This is a genomic window from Brucella pseudogrignonensis (assembly GCF_002252525.1).
Lineage (GTDB): Bacteria > Pseudomonadota > Alphaproteobacteria > Rhizobiales > Rhizobiaceae > Brucella > Brucella pseudogrignonensis.
In genome coordinates, this window is the sequence record NZ_NNRM01000022.1 from 26,985 (window position 1) to 45,600 (window position 18,616).

Here is an 18,616-nt window from a genome sequence, read left to right on the forward strand (position 1 = left end):
CGGGCAAATGCTCTACTACGCGATCGTCTTCCTTCCGCTTATCGGCTTTCTTGTTGCTGGCCTGTTCGGCAACAAGATCGGAGCCAAAGCGAGTGAATACATCACTTCCGGCCTGATGGTGATCGTCGCGATCCTGTCATGGGTCGTGTTCTTCAAGATCCCACTTGGCCACGATGCCGAAACAATTCGTATCCCTGTTCTTCACTGGGTTACGTCCGGTTCGCTGTCGTTTGATTGGGCTCTGCGTGTTGATACGCTGACTGGCGTTATGCTCGTCGTGATCAACTCGGTGTCGGCATTGGTGCATATTTATTCGATCGGATACATGCACCACGATCCACATCGTCCGCGCTTCTTTGCTTATCTTTCGCTCTTCACCTTTGCCATGCTCATGCTGGTAACGTCGGACAATCTGATCCAGATGTTCTTCGGCTGGGAAGGCGTTGGTCTCGCATCCTACCTTCTGATCGGTTTCTGGTTCCAGAAGCCATCGGCAAATGCTGCTGCAATGAAGGCATTCGTGGTCAACCGCGTTGGTGACTTCGGCTTCCTGCTCGGCATCTTCGGTCTGTTCGCGCTGTTCCAGTCGGTTGATTACAACACGATCTTCTCAGCTGCAGCGACCTATCTGCCAGCTGAAGGTGCGAGCGATGCCGGTTCGGTTGTTCTTAACTTCCTCGGCTATGAGCTGCACAAGGAAACCGCTCTGACGGTTGTCTGCCTTCTGCTCTTCATGGGTGCTATGGGTAAGTCCGCGCAGTTCCTGCTGCACACCTGGCTTCCTGACGCGATGGAAGGCCCGACACCTGTTTCCGCGCTTATTCACGCGGCAACGATGGTGACCGCGGGTGTGTTCATGGTTGCGCGCCTGTCGCCGATCTTCGAACTCTCGCACACTGCTCTGCTGATCGTGACGATCATCGGTGCAACAACAGCTTTCTTCGCTGCAACAGTTGCTCTGGTTCAGAACGACATCAAGCGCGTTATCGCTTACTCGACCTGTTCGCAGCTTGGTTACATGTTTGCGGCTCTGGGTGTTGGCGCTTACGGTGCTGCTGTATTCCACCTGTTCACGCACGCTTTCTTCAAGGCTCTTCTGTTCCTTTGCGCAGGCTCGGTTATCCATGCCGTGTCTGAAGAACAGGACATGCGTCGCATGGGTGGTCTGCGTAAGCTGATCCCGATCACCTACTGGATGATGATGATTGGTACTGTTGCGATTACGGGTCTGGGTGTACCAGGCACGATCATCGGTACCGCTGGCTTCTTCTCGAAGGATGCCATCATCGAGTCGGTCTTTGCATCGCACAGCCTCGCATCGGGCTACGCTTTCACGCTCCTCGTGATCGCGGCAATGTTCACCAGCTTCTACTCATGGCGTCTGATTTTCATGACCTTCTATGGCAAGCCACGCGCTTCCGCTGAAGTCATGCATCACGTCCATGAATCGCCTCCGGTGATGCTGGTACCGTTGCTGATCCTCGCTGTTGGCGCTCTGCTTGCAGGTGTCGTATTCAAGGAATTCTTCTTCGGTCACGAATATGCCGAGTTCTGGAAGGGTGCGCTCTTCACGTTGCCAAGCAACGAAATCCTGGAGCATTATCACCATGTTCCACTGTGGGTTAAGTTGTCGCCGTTCATCGCTATGCTGATCGGTCTGGTAACGGCTTGGATTTTCTATATCCGTGCGCCGCACATTCCAAAGGCACTCGCAGAACGTCATCGTGGTCTGTACCAGTTCCTTCTCAACAAGTGGTACTTCGACGAATTGTATGACTTTATCTTCGTGCGTCCTGCTCGTTTCCTCGGCCGCTTCTTCTGGAAGGTCGGTGATGGCAAGATTATCGATGGATACGGTCCTAATGGTGTCGCCGCACGCGTTCTTGATGTTACGGGTCGCGTTGTGAAGATGCAGTCGGGTTACCTTTATCACTACGCATTCGCGATGCTTATCGGCGTCGCCGCGCTCGTCACCTGGATGATGCTCGGGAGCTCTTTCTGATGACCGATTGGCCAATTCTTTCTACGGTCACATTCCTGCCGCTCGTCGGCGCCTTGTTGATCCTTCTCATCAAGGATGACAGCGAAGCCTCGCGTCGCAACATCAAGAATGTTGCGCTGCTGACCACGGTTTTCGTCTTCATTCTATCCCTGGTTATCTGGGCCGGATTTGATAATTCAAATCCAGGCTTCCAGATGGTCGAGCAGATTGACTGGCTCGGTGGTGGCATTTCCTACCACATGGGCGTTGACGGCATTTCCATGCTGTTTGTCGTGCTCTCCGCTTTCCTCATGCCGTTCTGCATCTTGGCAAGCTGGTTGGCTATCGACAAGCGCGTCAAGGAATACATGATCGCTTTCCTTATTCTGGAAACGCTCATGATCGGCGTGTTCTGCGCGCTCGATCTGTTCCTGTTCTACGTGTTCTTTGAAGCAAGCCTTATCCCGATGTTCATCATCATCGGTGTTTGGGGTGGCAAGCGCCGCGTTTATGCAAGCTTCAAGTTCTTCCTCTACACGTTGCTCGGCTCCGTGCTGATGCTGATCGCGATCATGGCAATGTACTGGCAGGCCGGTACGCTCAATATCGTCGAACTGCTGAAGTACGACTTCCCGGCAGGTATGCAGACGTGGCTGTGGCTGGCGTTCTTCGCGTCCTTCGCGGTCAAGATGCCAATGTGGCCGGTTCATACCTGGTTGCCTGATGCGCACGTTGAAGCGCCGACGGCAGGCTCGGTCATTCTGGCTGGTATTCTTCTGAAGCTCGGCGGCTACGGCTTCCTGCGCTTCTCGCTGCCGATGTTCCCGCTTGCATCTGCCGATTTTGCACCATTCGTCTTTGCATTATCTGCAATTGCTATCGTCTACACCTCGCTCGTGGCGTTGGTGCAGGAAGATATCAAGAAGTTGATTGCTTACTCGTCGGTTGCGCACATGGGATATGTGACCATGGGTATCTTTGCCGCCAACGAGCAGGGCGTGCAGGGTGCAATCTTCCAGATGCTCTCGCATGGTATTGTTTCGGGCGCGCTCTTCCTTTGCGTAGGCGTCATCTATGACCGTATGCATACCCGTGAGATTTCGGCCTTTGGCGGTCTCGTCAACAACATGCCGAAATATGCGGTTGCCTTCCTCATCTTGACAATGGCGAATGTGGGTCTTCCGGGTACTTCGGGCTTTGTGGGTGAATTCCTCACGCTGTTCGGTGTCTTCCGCGTCAATACGTGGGTTGCACTGTTCGCGACATCGGGTGTGATCCTGTCGGCAGCTTATGCGCTGTGGCTCTATCGCAACGTGGTGTTTGGTGCGCTGACCAAGGAAAGCCTCAAGGGCCTTCTCGACCTCAGCCCGCGTGAAAAGCTGATCCTGTATCCGCTTGTGATCCTCACTATCTTCTTCGGTGTGTATCCGGTTCCGGTCTTTGATGCGACCGCAAGCGCCGTGCATGCACTGGTTACTAATTACGACGCAGCGCTGGCAAATGCCGCTAGCGCTACGCTGGCGCAGTAAGTAAAGGCGTAGGCTTGATGCAAACCGACCTGATTGCTTCCCTGTCTCTCGCAGCTCCCGAGGTTCTCCTCGCGCTGAGCGGACTGGCATTGCTCATGATCGGCGTGTTCTCCGGAGAGCGCGCCTCAACCCTCGTCAATGGACTTGCAGTCGCTGTTTTGATTGCAGCACTGGCTCTTGTCGTGATCTTCCCGCACAACGGCACTGCTTTCGGCGGTGGCTTTGTAAGCGATGGCTTCGCACGTTTCATGAAGGCGCTGACACTGATTGGCTCCATCGTGACACTCGTTATGTCCGTTGGCTTTGCGCGTGAAGAGAAGTTCGACAAGTTCGAATTCCCAGTGCTGATCGTGCTTTCGACGCTCGGCATGCTCATCATGGTGTCGGCATCGAACATGCTGACGCTTTATATGGGGCTCGAACTGCAGTCGCTTGCACTCTATGTGCTTGCTGCCTTCAACCGTGACAGCGTTCGTTCGACAGAAGCTGGCCTCAAGTACTTCGTACTGGGTGCGCTTTCGTCGGGTATGCTGCTCTACGGTATCAGCCTTGTTTACGGTTACACCGGCCATATCGGCTTTGCCGAAATCGCAACCGCAATCAGCGGCGGCGAGCGTCAGCTTGGTCTGGTCTTCGGTCTGGTGTTCATTCTGGCAGGTCTCTGCTTCAAGATTTCCGCTGTTCCATTCCATATGTGGACGCCGGACGTTTATGAAGGTTCGCCAACGCCTGTAACCGCATTCTTTGCAGCCGCTCCAAAGATGGCAGCGATGGCTCTGATCGTTCGTGTTGTTGAAGGCGCATTTGCTCCTGTGACTCACGACTGGCAGCAGGTTATCACTTTCGTCGCGATCGCTTCGATGGTGCTGGGTGCTTTTGCCGCTATCGGTCAGCGCAACATCAAGCGCCTGATGGCCTACTCGTCGATCAGCCACATGGGCTATGCTCTCGTTGGTCTGGCTGCCGGTACGGTTGTTGGTGTTAAGGGTGTCGCTCTTTACATGGCGATCTATCTCGTCATGACGCTGGGTAGCTTTGCCTTCATCCTGTCCATGCGGACCAAGGACGGCAATGTTGAGCAGATCGAAGATCTTGCTGGTCTGTCGCGCACCAATCCGGTGATGGCAACCATCATGACCATGATGCTGTTCTCGCTTGCTGGTATTCCGCCGCTCGCTGGCTTCTTCGGTAAGTGGTACACCTTCGTTGCGGCCGTTGAAGTGGGTCTTTATCCGCTGGCAATCATCGGTATCGTCGCTTCGGTTGTTGGTGCATTCTACTACCTGCGCATGATCAAGATCATGTGGTTCGATGAGCCAACAACGACTTTCGTTCCAGCAGCAATTGAGCTGCGTCTGGTACTGCTCGTTTCGGGTGCTTTCGTTCTGTTCTATGGACTGATCGGTGGCTGGCTCGGCGGCTTGGCTGAAACTGCAGCGAAGACGTTCTTCTGAGCATGACAATGAATAAGGCCGCAGGTGATGGCATGGGTTTCACGCTGGCACCTGCGGCTTTAGCAGACGAATACCGACTGGAGTTTTTTCCGGTCGTTGGTTCTACCAATGCAGAGGCGCTTGCACAGGCTAATGCCGGGGATGCTGGGCGCCTCTGGTTCGTTTCTCCCAAACAGGAGAGCGGACGAGGGCGTCGTGGCCGTACGTGGACCGCGCCCGAAGGCAATCTTGCCGCCACTCTGCTTCTCGTTGAACGTTTTGATCCCAAAACTGCCGCCACACTCGGTTTTGTCGCAGGTCTCGCCTTGGCGGATGCTGTTGACGCCGTTTTGCCAGAAGCTGTAGCTGCCCGCGTCAATGTCGCGCTCAAATGGCCGAATGATGTGCTGGTTGATGGCGCAAAGCTTTCCGGGATTCTGCTTGAATCAACCATGCTCTCGGATGGACGTTTCGGAATAGCGATTGGCATGGGCACGAATGTCGTTGCAGCGCCTGAGGGCTTGCCTTACGCCGCAACCTCGATCAACGGATTGGGCGGCAATACGGATGCTGCTACGCTGTTTCTGGCACTTTCCGATGCATGGTGCCAATATTACCGCATCTGGGATCAAGGGCGGGGATTGAACAATATTCGCGAACTTTGGCTCAAGCGCGCGCATGGTCTCGGCCAGCCTGTTGCTATGCAGCTCAATGGCCGGATTGTTGAAGGCGTTTTTGAAACTATCGATTCGGAGTGTCGGCTGGTCATCCGTGAGGACGATGGAACACGCGTGCCTGTGACCGCTGGCGATGTCTATTTTGGAACGGCAGCATCTGTTAAAGCCGTTTCCTGAAGCAATATATGTGCACAATAGGCCTCAGTTTGCGCCGTTCCGGGCTTGCAAACTATCGGTAGTCGGTTCAACAGAGGCATAATCAGAGCATCTTCGGTGAAGAATTGTTTTCTCTTCCGGAACAGGATGCGCATTATATCAAAAAGTTAGAGTGTTAAGCTGAATCAATTTGCTAAGAAGACACTCTAAAACGAAGTTAGAACAGGGAGGCATTATGCCCCGCTCACCATCGACGCAATTTGTCTTCCTGCCGCTCGGCGGTGTCGGCGAAATCGGCATGAACCTCGCCATGTATGGCTTTGGTCCTGAAGACAATCGTGAATGGATCGTGGTTGACATGGGCGTAAGCTTTGCCGGACCGGAACATCCGGGCGCGGACCTTATTCTCCCTGACATTCGTTTTCTCGAAGCTGAAAAGCACAATCTGCGCGGCATCGTCATCACGCATGCGCACGAAGACCACTACGGCGCATTGCTTGATCTGTGGCCGCGCCTGAAGGCACCCGTCTATGCAACGCCATTCACGGCTGGCCTGCTCGAAGCCAAGCGCCAGTCTGAATTCGGTGCGCCGGAAATCCCGATGAATATTTTCAAGGCGGGTGAAAGCTTTGAAATCGGCCCGTTCAAGTTGGAAGCGATTGCAGTTACGCACTCGATCCCTGAACCTGTTTCGCTGGCGATTACCACGCCACTTGGCACGGTCGTTCATACCGGCGACTGGAAGATGGATCCGGACCCTTCAATGGGGCCGTTGATTGATGAAGCACGTTTCCGTGCGCTTGGTGATCAGGGTGTTCTGGCGCTCGTCTGCGACTCCACCAATGCGATGCGCGAAGGGGAATCTCCATCCGAGCGTCAAGTCGGCGAAAGCCTGCGCGAACTCATTGAAAACGCGCGTGGACGCGTTGCCATTACGACTTTCTCGTCGAATGTTGGGCGTATTCGCTCGATCACCGAAGCCGCACGCGATGCGGGTCGTCAGGTGCTGGTGGTTGGTCGTTCCATGAAACGCACAATCGCTGTGGCGACCGAGCTTGGCTATATGGAAGGCCTGCCTGAGTTCCTCAGCGAAGACGATTATGGCTATATCCCGCGTGAAAACGTCGTGATGATCCTCACGGGCAGTCAGGGCGAGCCGCGTGCAGCGCTTGCGAAGCTGGCACGTGATGAAATGCGCAGCATTGCGCTTTCGGCTGGCGATACAGTTATTTTCTCGTCGCGTCCAATTCCGGGCAATGAAAAGGCCATTCTAGACATCAAGAACAAGCTTATCGATCAGGGTATCAAGCTGATCAGCGATGATGATGCGCTTGTGCATGTTTCAGGCCATCCGCGAAGAGCTGAGTTGAAGCGCATGTATTCATGGGTGCGCCCGAAGATTCTTGTGCCTGTTCATGGAGAAGCCGCGCATCTGGTTGCTCAGGGTTCGCTTGGTGCAATGGAAGGCATCGAAGAGATTGCGCAGGTGCGCGACGGCGATATGCTGCGCCTTGCTCCCGGCAAGGCTGAAATCATCGATGAAGCCCCGATTGGTCGTATATACAAGGACGGCAAGCTGATCGGTGACGAAGACGAAATCGGTATGGTTGAGCGTCGCAAGCTTGCCTATGTCGGTCATGTTGCTGTTTCCGTGCTGCTTGATCGCGATTTCAAGATCATGGACGAGCCTGATCTCGTGGCTTTCGGTCTGCCGGAAGAAGATGCGCAGGGCGATCTGATGGAAGATATTCTGCTCGATTCCGCAATCGAAGCTATCGACAGCATTCCGCGCGCCCGCCGCAAGGATCTGGAAGTCGTCCGTGAATCTGTTCGCCGCGCTGTTCGCGCTGCGACAAATGAGGCATGGGGCAAAAAGCCGGTAGTGACGGTGTTTATCAACCGGATAAAGTAGGCTTCAGTTTTCGGGAGGAGGACACTGATGCTTGAACGCCTGAACCATGTCGCAATCGCGGTTCCGGATATAAAGACCGCGTCTGCGCTCTATAGCGGGCAGCTGGGCGCGAAAGTTACCGCGCCACAGGCTTTGCCTGAACATGGTGTGACTGTGGTTTTCATCGACGTCGGCAATACCAAGATCGAGTTGCTTGAGCCTTTGGGCGAGAGATCGCCCATCGCAAGCTTCTTGGAAAAGAACCCTTCCGGCGGTATGCATCATCTTTGCTATGAAGTTGCAGATATTATCGCCGCTCGTGACCATCTTAAAGCGGAAGGCGCACGCATTCTCGGTAACGGCGAGCCAAAGATCGGTGCTCACGGAAAGCCCGTACTATTTTTGCATCCCAAGGACTTCAATGGGACACTGATCGAGCTTGAGGAGGCATGAAATGACCATCGTTTCCGGCGTCGCAATGTATTTTATCTTCTGGTGGATAACGTTGTTTGCCCTTCTACCAGTTGGTTTGCGCACACAGGCTGAAGAAAAAGAAGTCACATTGGGCACCGTTGCCAGTGCTCCTGCAAAGCCACGCATCGGTCTCGCCTTTCTGCGTACGACATTTGTCGCGACCGCTATCTTCTGCCTCTATTATTACATGACGCAGGTCCAGGGTTTTGGGCTTGATGATATTCCGCACTTCTTTCCCGATCTGAAGTAAAAGCGGACACTCTATTTTCAGAGATTTGTAAGATGAAAAAACCAAATGCCTATTTTTTAGGCATTTGGTTCACGCTAGGCATTTTCGCGGCTGTTGCTGCCTACAGGCTATGAATCTAAAACTCATCAATTCTTTATAACTGTTTGAATCGATAGAAAATTAGCGCTTAGAGAAACTCGCTCTACGATGAAAATCGGCTGTCGATATCATGGTGTTCAAGTCAATAAAAAAGAGCACCCGACGCTGCGTTTTGCAGTCAGAGAAATAATAAAACTATCAATGGGTTAATTCTGCGGGAGTTGGCTTTTTGTATTGTGAGTTAAGTAAAGCCAAAAAAAAAGCAAGGCTTTCGCCTTGCTAGTCGAATACGCGTTCGACCCGTTTCCATTTTACTGGCGGCAGCGAGTAATCGCGCCTGGATCCATCCTCCCAAGACTTTGACCGCGTGAACCAACGGTTAATTCCGTTGTTAGGCTTATTGATGAAAAAAATAGCGGACTGCACAGCTTTTGTCACCAAAAATCTTTCACAATGTCATATTTCGTTCGTAATTTTTCCCAGAAGGATGTGCAGTTTAATTAATGTATTGAAATTGAATATAAATCTCGCTGTGTATAGTTTCTTGCGATCTACTTTCATGTTTAGGTGATGTTTGTGGATGGCAAAAACCCATATCAGCAAAGCGGAGGCGGGCGGGTTTTCAACAGCGGCATAACCCGTTATGAAACCGGCAAGTTTGCTTAATTTTTGCCTGATTCTACACGCACTCAGTTGATATTCAGGCAATCTCTCTCTTGATCGGTGGTCACGATGCGTCTGTCGCAGTATTTTTTGCCCATTCTGAAGGAAAACCCAAAAGAGGCAGAAATTGTCTCTCATAGGTTGATGCTGCGCGCGGGTATGATCCGTCAGCAGTCGGCAGGCATTTATTCATGGCTTCCGCTTGGTCTGAAAGTGCTCAACAAGGTTTGCAACATCATTCGTGAAGAGCAGAACCGTGCTGGCGCGAATGAAATTCTTATGCCGACGATCCAGTCCGCCGACCTTTGGCGTGAAAGCGGTCGTTATGATGCATACGGCAAAGAAATGCTGCGCATTCAGGACCGTCAGGAGCGTGAAATGCTCTTCGGACCGACGAATGAGGAAATGGTCACGGATATTTTCCGTTCCTACGTGCGTTCCTATAAGGATCTGCCGCTTAACCTCTACCACATTCAGTGGAAATTCCGCGACGAAGTGCGCCCGCGTTTCGGCGTGATGCGCTCGCGTGAGTTCCTTATGAAAGACGCCTATTCGTTCGACCTCGATTATGAGGGCGCGAAGATGGCTTACTACCGCATGTTCGTCTCATATCTGCGCACCTTTGCTCGCGTTGGTCTGCAGGCAATTCCGATGCGTGCCGATACCGGCCCGATCGGTGGTGATCTCAGCCACGAATTCATCATTCTGGCTGAAACCGGCGAAAGCCAGGTTTATTGCGATAAAGCCTATCTCGATCTCGCCGTTCCGGGCGCAGATACGGATTTCCGAAATGACGAACAGCTGACGGATATCGTCACTCGCTGGACGACGCCTTACGCGGCAACTGACGAAATGCATGATGAAGCGGAATGGTCAGCGGTGAAAGCCGGCGATCAGGTTTCCGCGCGTGGCATTGAAGTCGGCCATATCTTCCATTTTGGCACCAAGTATTCCGAGCCAATGGGCGCAAAAGTGCAGGGCCCAGATGGCAAGGAACACCTTGTTTCGATGGGCTCTTACGGTATCGGTCCTTCGCGTCTGGTGGCGGCTGCTATTGAAGCGTCCCACGACGAAGCAGGCATCATCTGGCCAAAGGCGATTGCGCCTTTCGGTGTTGGCATTGTCAACATGAAGCCGGGCGATGAAGGCTGCGATGGCGTGAGCGAAAAGCTTTATGAAGCATTCACCAATGCTGGGATCGATCCGCTTCTCGACGACACGGATAACCGTCCGGGTTCCAAGTTTGCGACAATGGATCTGATCGGCTTGCCTTATCAGGTTATCGTCGGCCCGCGTGGCGTTGCGGCTGGCGAAGTCGAGGTCAAGGACCGTAAGACCGGTGAGCGTCAGAATCTCACCGTCGAAGCAGCAATCAACCTTTTGACGGCTTAAACATGAGCAGTGCGGCGGCAGCAAAATCTGATGGTAAGCAGAAGGCGTCTGATAAGGCACCTTCTTCTGGCCCATTCTCAGCCTTTGAGCGGATGATCGCATGGCGCTATCTGCGAGCGCGCCGCCGCGAAACGTTTATTTCGGTGATTGCCGGTTTCTCGTTCACCGGTATCATGCTCGGCGTCGCTACACTCATCATCGTTATGGCGGTGATGAATGGTTTCCGCGCTGAGCTTCTGAATAGAATTCTGGGCATCAACGGACATCTCATCATGCAGCCGATAGATCGGCCACTTGATGATTATGCCAGCCTGATTACCCGCATTGACGGCATTTCCGGTGTGAAATTTGCTATTCCTGTCGTCGAAGGACAGGCTTTGGTGCAGGGCAATATCGGCGCAGGCACTGGTGCTCTGGTTCGTGGTCTTCGTGAGGAAGATCTTGCCAAGCTCAAGCTCGTTTCTGACAATATCAAGCAAGGCACTTTGCAGGGCTTTGATCAGGGCGGCGGCGTGGCAATTGGCACACGTATGGCTGAAAACCTTGGCCTTTCTATTGGCGATACGCTGCGCGTTATCTCACCCGATGGCGATGTGACGCCATTTGGCGTCAACCCGCGCGTCAAAGCCTACCCGATTGTCGCGATTTTTGAGATCGGTATGTCGGAATATGATGCGTCCATCGTCATGATGCCGCTATCGGAAGCGCAGCTTTTCTTCAATCAGGAAGGCAAAGTTCAGTCGCTGGAAATCTTTGTCGATAATCCTGATAAAGTAGACGCCATGCGCGCACCTGTTGAGGAAGTTGCAGCGCGTCAAATCTCCATGGTCGATTGGCGTCAGCGCAACCAGACGTTCTTCTCTGCCTTGCAGGTTGAGCGTAACGTCATGTTCATGATCCTGACGCTGATCGTGCTTGTGGCCGCACTCAATATCATTTCCGGCCTTATCATGCTGGTGAAGGATAAAGGGCGCGACATTGCTATCCTTCGAACCATGGGGGCAACGCGTGGCGCGGTCATGCGAATATTCCTGATGACGGGTGCCGCGATTGGCGTGACGGGTACGCTTGCAGGCGTGGTTCTCGGTGTCGTCGTATGTCTCAATGTAGAGCGGATTCGCCAGTTTTTCTCGTGGCTTTCGGGCACGACCCTGTTTAATCCGGAGCTTTATTTCCTGAGCACGCTGCCCGCGAAGATGGATGTTGGTGAAACATTCTCCGTTATAGCAATGGCTTTGGTCCTTTCTTTTATTGCCACCATTTTGCCGGCATGGCGCGCTGCCAAGCTCGATCCGGTCGAAGCCCTGAGGTATGAATAATGGCGGCTGAAGTCATTCTGCGTCTGGAAAATGTCAGCCGTGCCTATAAGGAAGCTGATCGCGAACTCGTTATTCTGAAGGACGCGAACTTTACACTGCGTCGCGGAGAGATGGTGGCACTTGTTGCGCCGTCTGGCGCTGGCAAGTCGACCCTGCTGCACACGGCGGGTCTGCTTGAGCGTCCGGATGCAGGCGACGTCATTCTTGATGGCCGTTCATGTGGCGGCCTGTCGGAAGACGAGCGAACTGCTGTTCGTCGCAACGATGTCGGCTTTGTTTATCAGTTTCATCACCTGCTGCCGGAGTTCTCGGCTCTGGAAAACGTGATGATGCCACAGATGATCCGCGGCCTTCCACCGAAGGCTGCAACTGTGCGTGCGCAACAGTTGCTCGACTATATGAAGATCGGCAAACGTGCGTCGCATCGTCCTGCCGAGCTTTCTGGTGGTGAGCAGCAACGTGTTGCAATTGCGCGTGCGGTGGCTAACGCACCGCTGGTTCTGCTGGCGGATGAACCGACAGGCAACCTTGACCCGACCACGTCGTCCTACGTCTTTGGGGCGCTTGAGGCGCTCGTGCGGCAGTCGGGACTGGCAGCTCTGATCGCGACCCATAACCATGAGCTCGCTCGTCGTATGGATCGTCGCGTCACCCTTAAAGAGGGCAAGGTCGTCGATGTCTGATGTCCAAAGGGAAGTTTAAAAGTATTTCCAGCAAAAGTGCGAAGCGCCTCTGCATGGAAATCAGTTCGTCGGACTGATTTCTTTTCCTGCTGCGATGCGTCGGATAATACATAAAGCCAAATAGTTGCAGCGGTTCCAACGTTCATTCTCAACTGGAACCGCTGTAAAAGCAGCTATAGATCGCATTTCCAATGGTTCAGTTTAAACCGTGGATGCTTTAGCATTCTGCGTCAGCTGTTCTCCGCATGACATCTCATATTGTTGATCATTGAACGCCGGTGGCCATGCTGCCGGCGATTGCATGTTTATTTTTCATAAACCTTAAATACATGACTGCAGCAGAACGGGTGTTGACTTTAGAACAAAAATGGAACAAAAAATAAACATACGTGAACAAAGAGGAGTTATTCCAATGACCGATCTCGTCTACGACGTTTTGTCTTTCGTCTCCGTCAGCCTGTTCGTTGCTACCTTTGCTATCTGGGTAAGCGTAATCTGAAAGCGTAATGCGGGTTCTTCTGTGAACCCCGATGATAGTAGCGACCGTCACGCTGGACATCGTTGCGGTATTCCCCGAAACTGCCTAAATGGGCGATAAGAGTCGCCCGTTAGAGTGTGCAAATCCATATAGTGATTGGCACGCGGATGGCGCTGAAGGCATGATGTCGTTGTCATGATATTGCAGTGCGTTTAGCTCTGCAAAGATCGGGGAAATAGTATGAATGATAAAGCAAGCATTTTAGCGGGCGGGGGCAAGTCGTCACCTCGTTTCGTTCATCTGCGAGTTCATTCTGCTTACTCCTTGTTGGAAGGCGCGCTGCCTGTCGGCAAGATCATCAAACAGGCGATTGCCGATCAAGCACCGGCCATCGCGATAACTGACAGCAACAACCTTTTCGGCGCTCTCGAGTTTGCACAAAAGGCGTCAAAGGATGGTTTGCAGCCAATCATAGGCTGCCAGCTGGATGTTGCTTTTGGCGATCACAACGATAACAGCCGCAGTGCAAACCGGCGATTGGTTCTCGATCTTGCACCTCTGGTTTTCCTCGCTTCGACTGAGGAAGGTTATGCGAACGTTGTAAGGCTCGTCAGCCGTGCGTTTCTTGATACGCAATCGGGAGACCCAGTGCATGTCGATGCAAGCTGGTTATCTGATCTGTCAGAAGACGTGATTGTTCTTTCAGGCGGCCCTCTGGGGCCAATCGGACGCGCATTTGCTGCTGATCGTCCCGATCGCGCTGAAAGCCGTTTGGCCTTTTTGAAAGAAGCATTCGGTGATCGGCTTTATGTCGAGTTGCAGCGGCAGGCGGGCTATGATCGCGCGCTTGAGGCAAAGACCGTCGAGTTAGCATATGCGATGGAACTGCCGCTCGTCGCGACCAATGAAGCTTTCTTTTTGAAAGCCGAGGATTTTGAAGCGCACGACGCGCTTCTTGCCATCGCTGAAGGTCAAATTCTATCCAATGATGATCGGCGTCGTTTGACGCCGGATCATCATTTGAAAAGCCGTTCGGAAATGGCTGCCCTGTTTGCAGACCTGCCCGAAGCGCTCGAAAACACGATTGAAATCGCCGAGCGGTGCAGCTGGTTCACGCAGACACGTCAGCCGATCCTACCGCGTTTCACCGGCGAATCTGACGATCCTGAAGCAGCCATTCAGGCGGAAGCTGACGAGCTGGCACGTCAGGCGCGTGAAGGCCTGCAGATGCGGTTGGAAACAGCAGGTCTTGCTGAAGGCTATACAGAAGAACAATATGCCGAACGTCTCGATTACGAGATCGGCATTATTACCCGCATGAAATTCCCGGGTTACTTCCTGATCGTTGCGGACTTTATCAAATGGGCCAAACAACAGGGTATTCCTGTAGGACCGGGGCGTGGTTCTGGTGCGGGTTCGCTCGTCGCTTATGCTTTGACGATTACAGACGTTGATCCGCTGCGCTTCTCGCTTCTGTTCGAACGCTTCCTCAATCCAGATCGCGTATCGATGCCCGACTTCGATATCGACTTCTGTCAGGATCGCCGCGAAGAAGTTATTCGCTACGTTCAGGAGAAATACGGGCGCGATCAGGTCGCGCAGATCATCACCTTCGGTACTTTGCAGGCGCGTGCTGTGCTACGCGACGTGGGCCGTGTTCTCGAAATGCCATACGGTCAGGTTGATCGTCTCTGTAAGCTTGTACCGCAGAACCCGGCCAATCCGGTGTCTCTGGCACAAGCCATCGAGACTGAGCCAAAGATCAATGAAGAGCGCGAGAAGGAGCCCGTTGTTGGCCGTCTTCTTGATATGGCGCTGAAGCTTGAAGGACTGTATCGCCACGCCTCGACCCACGCCGCCGGTATCGTCATCGGCGATCGTCCGCTTTCTGAACTCGTGCCGATGTATCGCGATCCACGTTCCGATATGCCGGTCACTCAGTTCAATATGAAATGGGTCGAGCAAGCCGGGTTGGTCAAGTTCGACTTTCTGGGTCTGAAAACACTGACGGTTCTCGAAACAGCCGTAAAGCTCGTTGCACGCAAGGGCATCGATATAGACCTGTCGCGCCTGCCGCTCGATGATGAACTCACCTATGAAATGCTGTCGCGCGGCGAAACGGTCGGCGTGTTCCAGGTGGAAAGTGCCGGTATGCGTAAGGCGTTGCTTGGTATGCGTCCCGACCGTATCGAAGATATTATTGCGCTTGTTGCGCTTTATCGCCCTGGTCCGATGGAAAACATCCCGACCTATAATGCGCGCAAGAACGGTGAGGAGGAAATCGCCTCCATTCATCCAAAAATCGACGACCTGATCAAGGAAACGCAAGGCGTTATCGTTTATCAGGAACAGGTGATGCAGATCGCACAGGTGCTTTCCGGCTATTCGCTCGGTGAAGCTGATCTTCTGCGCCGCGCGATGGGTAAAAAAATCCGCGAAGAAATGGACAAGCAGCGTGTCCGTTTTGTTGATGGTGCGATCGAAGGTGGTGTTGATAAGGCTCAGGCGAATATGATTTTCGACCTGTTGGCTAAGTTCGCTGACTACGGCTTCAACAAGTCGCACGCTGCCGCCTATGCGATTGTCTCCTACCAAACTGCCTATATGAAGGCGCATTATCCAGTTGAGTTTCTAGCGGCATCGATGACCTATGATATGTCGAACGCAGATAAGCTCAATGATTTCCGTCGTGATGCAAATCGTTTGGCAATCGATGTTGTGACACCTTCCGTCATGACATCGTTCCGTCCTTTCGAGGTGGGCGAGAAGAAGATTTTCTATTCTTTGGCAGCAATCAAGGGCGTGGGCGAAGCTGCCGTTGATCATATCGTCAGTGTGCGGTCCGAAAAGCCGTTTGAAAGCCTTGAGGATTTCTGTGAGCGGATCGATCCGAAAATCGTCAATCGCCGCGTAACGGAAAGCCTGATCAATGCAGGCGCACTTGATTGCTTTGGTCGCGACCGTGCTGCAATGAGCGCGGGTATGGACCGCATTATGGGCTTCGCGCAGCGCACGCAGGAAAATGCGGCCAGCGGCCAGTCCGATATTTTTGGGCTTTCAGGCGCTCCGAAAGAAACACTGATTCTTCCGCAGGCAGCGCCATGGCTCCCTTCGGAAAAGTTGCATCGCGAGTTTCAGGCAGTTGGCTTTTATTTGTCCGCCCATCCGCTCGATGAATATCGTCAGGTCCTTGACCGGATGCGTGTGCAGAGCTGGGCCGATTTCTCGGCGGCGGTGAAGCGTGGTGCAAATGCAGGTCGTCTTGCCGGAACAATAACCACCAGACAGGAGCGTAAGACGCGCACAGGCAACAAAATGGGCATTGTGCAGCTGTCGGATGCCACCGGCCAGTTTGAAGCGGTACTTTTCTCGGAAGGTCTCGCGCAGTACCGCGATCTGCTTGAAAGCGGTAAATCGGTGGTGATCACAGTTGCCGCGGAAAACCGTCCAGAAGGGATTGGCCTCAGAATTCAGACGGTGCAGTCGCTCGAGGACGAAGCCTGCCGGATGCAGAAGGCACTCCGGCTCTATCTTCGTTCAGCGGAAGCGGTGAAGCATATTGTTCCGCATTTCAACACGCGCGGCGACGGTCAGGTGAGCCTGATTGTCATTAAGGAAGAAGGTCAGCGCGAAGTCGAGATTGAGCTTCCCCATCGCTATCGTGTCAGTCCGCAAATTGCGAGCGCGATGAAGGCAATTCCAGGTGTCGTTGAAGTTGAACTGGTCTAATAAAAAAAAGCCGGCTGGGAATATCCCGCCGGCTTTTGTTTTAAGCGGGTGTTCGCATGCTCAAGGCCTTGCGGACTTCCGGCGCAACCTTGGTCCCGAACAGCTCAATTGATTTCATCGTATTTTTGTGCGGCAGATTGCCGAGGGCTGTCTGCAGCAAGAACCGGTCATGCTTGAAATAGCTATGCTGGCTCAAGATTTTGTCGACGATCTGTTGCGGGCTTCCGACGAGCAATGATCCTCGTGGTTGGCACATTGCATCAAATTGCTCACGGGTGGTCGGCGGCCAGCCACGCTCACGCCCGAGTTTGCTCATGACATAGGCGTATGAACTGTAGAATTCGTCGCCAGCTTGTTGAGAGTTTTCCGCAATATAGCCGTGAGAGTTGATTCCAACTTTGAGCTTTTCTGGTGCGTGTCCGGCTTTAAGACCTGCTTCGCGATAGAAATCGGTCAATTGTGCGAAACGCTCCGGATACCCTCCGATAATCGCGATGGCGAGAGGCAGGCCAAGAAGTGCTGCTCGCCCCACTGAGGCGGGCGTACCACCCACTGCGAGCCAGATGGGTAAGGAATCCGGTAGTGCGCGCGGATAGACACCACGTCCGTCAATTGCTGCGCGCATGGTGCCAGTCCAACTAACCCGCTCATTCTCGCGAATATTAAGCAACAGGTCGAGTTTTTCGGCAAAAAGCGTGTCGTAATCGTCGAGATTATAACCAAAAAGGGGGAAGGACTCGATGAACGAGCCGCGACCTGCCATGATTTCAGCACGCCCGTTGGAGATGAGATCAAGCGTTGAAAATTGCTGATACACCCGCACCGGATCGTCAGACGAAAGAACCGTCACCGCACTGGTCAGCTTAATGTTTTTCGTGCGTGATGCTGCCGCTGCCAGCACGACAGGCGGTGCAGAAATCGCGTAATCCGGGCGATGATGCTCGCCTACGCCGAATACATCGAGGCCGACCTGATCGGCGAGTTCAATCTCTTCTATGAGATTGCTGAGCCGTTGTTGCGGCGAAAGGGGGCGACTGGTTTCGGGATCAGGCCCGATATCGCCGAAAGTATAAATACCGAGTTCCATGGCGTTCCATCGATCTGTTGGCTGTTGCGCTTTAATTAAGGCGCTTCATGCCGCTTGTTAAGAACGCACTGAAAGGTGATCGGATTACCTTGAGGAAACCGGGCGGTTGCCCGCCCGGCAATCGATTGCCTTAGTATGCAGCGGTGAAACGCTTGCCGATGTGCTTGCCCTGTTCTGCTTCATCAACAATCGCAACAGCCAAATCTTCGACGGAGATTTTGCTTTCGCCATTGTCATCAAACACAGGCTCGTCAGCACCAAGACGATATTTTCCGGTGCGTTCGCCCGGCTGAAGAATGATCGCAGGCGAAACGAACGTCCAATCGAGGTCTTTTTCATCACGCAATTCGTGCAATGCCTGACGTGCGCCAAGTGCGCCTTCTTTCCACTCGGCCGGAAATTCGGGTGAATCCACCAGCTGATGGCCATTGATAGCAAGGCTGCCTGCACCGCCGACTGCGATGAGACGCTTAACGCCAGCCTTTTTGGCAGCTTCGTTGATGGAGCGGCTGCCCTTGATATGGTTTTCGCGAATGTTGGCATCGGTCCAGCCGGGGTTGAAGGCTGAAATAACGATGTCGTGGCCTGCAAGTTGTTTGGCGAGCGCGTCAGTGTCGAATACGTCTGTCTTCACTGCTGTAACATTATCAAGTTTCTCAACCTTGTCCGTGTTGCGGACGAGGGCCGTTACGGTATGGCCGCGAGATACGGCTTCCTTGAGGACAGCTGCGCCTACAAAGCCGGTAGCGCCGATCAGTGCAATTTTAGCCATGACATTTTCCTTTTCAGTTAAACC

At 53.2% G+C, this 18,616-nt stretch carries 14 protein-coding genes; 11 read left to right on the top strand and 3 right to left on the bottom strand.

What is annotated here, in order from left to right; genetic code table 11:
• The first annotated feature begins 7 nt into the window (after positions 1–7).
• From nuoL to CEV34_RS13190, 10 genes are all read left to right on the top strand, one after another.
• Complete coding sequence (nuoL, locus tag CEV34_RS13140; RefSeq protein WP_007874553.1) at positions 8–2,002, top strand: NADH-quinone oxidoreductase subunit L; 1,995 nt, start codon at positions 8–10, stop codon at positions 2,000–2,002.
• On the top strand, positions 2,002–3,510 hold the full coding sequence (locus CEV34_RS13145) for an NADH-quinone oxidoreductase subunit M (protein ID WP_007874554.1): 1,509 nt from the start codon (positions 2,002–2,004) through the stop codon (positions 3,508–3,510). The genes nuoL and CEV34_RS13145 overlap by 1 nt, the downstream gene beginning before the upstream one ends.
• 17 nt (positions 3,511–3,527) lie before the next feature.
• Complete coding sequence (nuoN, locus tag CEV34_RS13150) at positions 3,528–4,964, top strand: NADH-quinone oxidoreductase subunit NuoN (protein WP_007874555.1); 1,437 nt, start codon at positions 3,528–3,530, stop codon at positions 4,962–4,964.
• Between the two features lie 32 nt (positions 4,965–4,996).
• The gene (locus CEV34_RS13155; protein ID WP_007874556.1) at positions 4,997–5,797 is read left to right on the top strand and encodes a biotin--[acetyl-CoA-carboxylase] ligase; all 801 of its coding nucleotides are present in this window, start codon (positions 4,997–4,999) and stop codon (positions 5,795–5,797) included.
• Between the two features lie 214 nt (positions 5,798–6,011).
• Positions 6,012–7,688: a ribonuclease J gene (locus CEV34_RS13160; protein ID WP_007874557.1), complete on the top strand. Its 1,677-nt coding sequence runs from the start codon at positions 6,012–6,014 to the stop codon at positions 7,686–7,688.
• 27 nt (positions 7,689–7,715) lie between these two features.
• Entirely contained in the window at positions 7,716–8,120 is a 405-nt protein-coding gene (mce, locus tag CEV34_RS13165) for a methylmalonyl-CoA epimerase (RefSeq protein WP_007874564.1), read from the top strand.
• 1 nt (position 8,121) lies between these two features.
• Complete coding sequence (locus CEV34_RS13170) at positions 8,122–8,391, top strand: DUF1467 family protein (RefSeq protein ID WP_007874566.1); 270 nt, start codon at positions 8,122–8,124, stop codon at positions 8,389–8,391.
• An 810-nt stretch (positions 8,392–9,201) separates the two neighbouring features.
• Positions 9,202–10,524: a proline--tRNA ligase gene (gene proS / locus CEV34_RS13180; protein ID WP_007874570.1), complete on the top strand. Its 1,323-nt coding sequence runs from the start codon at positions 9,202–9,204 to the stop codon at positions 10,522–10,524.
• A gap of 2 nt (positions 10,525–10,526) precedes the next feature.
• Positions 10,527–11,843 carry a lipoprotein-releasing ABC transporter permease subunit gene (locus CEV34_RS13185; protein WP_007874571.1) on the top strand — a complete coding sequence of 439 codons (1,317 nt, stop codon included), beginning with the start codon at positions 10,527–10,529 and terminating at the stop codon, positions 11,841–11,843.
• On the top strand, positions 11,843–12,526 hold the full coding sequence (locus tag CEV34_RS13190) for an ABC transporter ATP-binding protein (RefSeq protein ID WP_007874573.1): 684 nt from the start codon (positions 11,843–11,845) through the stop codon (positions 12,524–12,526). The genes CEV34_RS13185 and CEV34_RS13190 overlap by 1 nt, the downstream gene beginning before the upstream one ends.
• Positions 12,527–12,791: 265 nt before the next feature.
• Here CEV34_RS13190 and CEV34_RS13195 read toward each other — a convergent pair whose 3' ends face one another.
• The gene (locus tag CEV34_RS13195; protein ID WP_094543767.1) at positions 12,792–13,085 is read right to left on the bottom strand and encodes a hypothetical protein; all 294 of its coding nucleotides are present in this window, start codon (positions 13,083–13,085) and stop codon (positions 12,792–12,794) included.
• A gap of 159 nt (positions 13,086–13,244) precedes the next feature.
• Between CEV34_RS13195 and dnaE the strand changes: the two genes are divergently transcribed.
• Positions 13,245–16,733 (top strand): DNA polymerase III subunit alpha, encoded by a 3,489-nt coding sequence (gene dnaE, locus CEV34_RS13200; RefSeq protein WP_007874574.1) that lies wholly within the window; start codon positions 13,245–13,247, stop codon positions 16,731–16,733.
• Between the two features lie 40 nt (positions 16,734–16,773).
• Here the strand turns inward: dnaE and CEV34_RS13205 are convergent, their stop codons facing one another.
• Both CEV34_RS13205 and CEV34_RS13210 read right to left on the bottom strand, forming a co-directional pair.
• Positions 16,774–17,820, bottom strand: a complete 1,047-nt coding sequence (locus CEV34_RS13205; protein ID WP_007874576.1) for an LLM class flavin-dependent oxidoreductase — start codon at positions 17,818–17,820, stop codon at positions 16,774–16,776.
• 130 nt (positions 17,821–17,950) lie between these two features.
• Positions 17,951–18,592, bottom strand: a complete 642-nt coding sequence (locus CEV34_RS13210; protein WP_007874577.1) for an NAD(P)-dependent oxidoreductase — start codon at positions 18,590–18,592, stop codon at positions 17,951–17,953.
• Positions 18,593–18,616 lie beyond the last annotated feature (24 nt).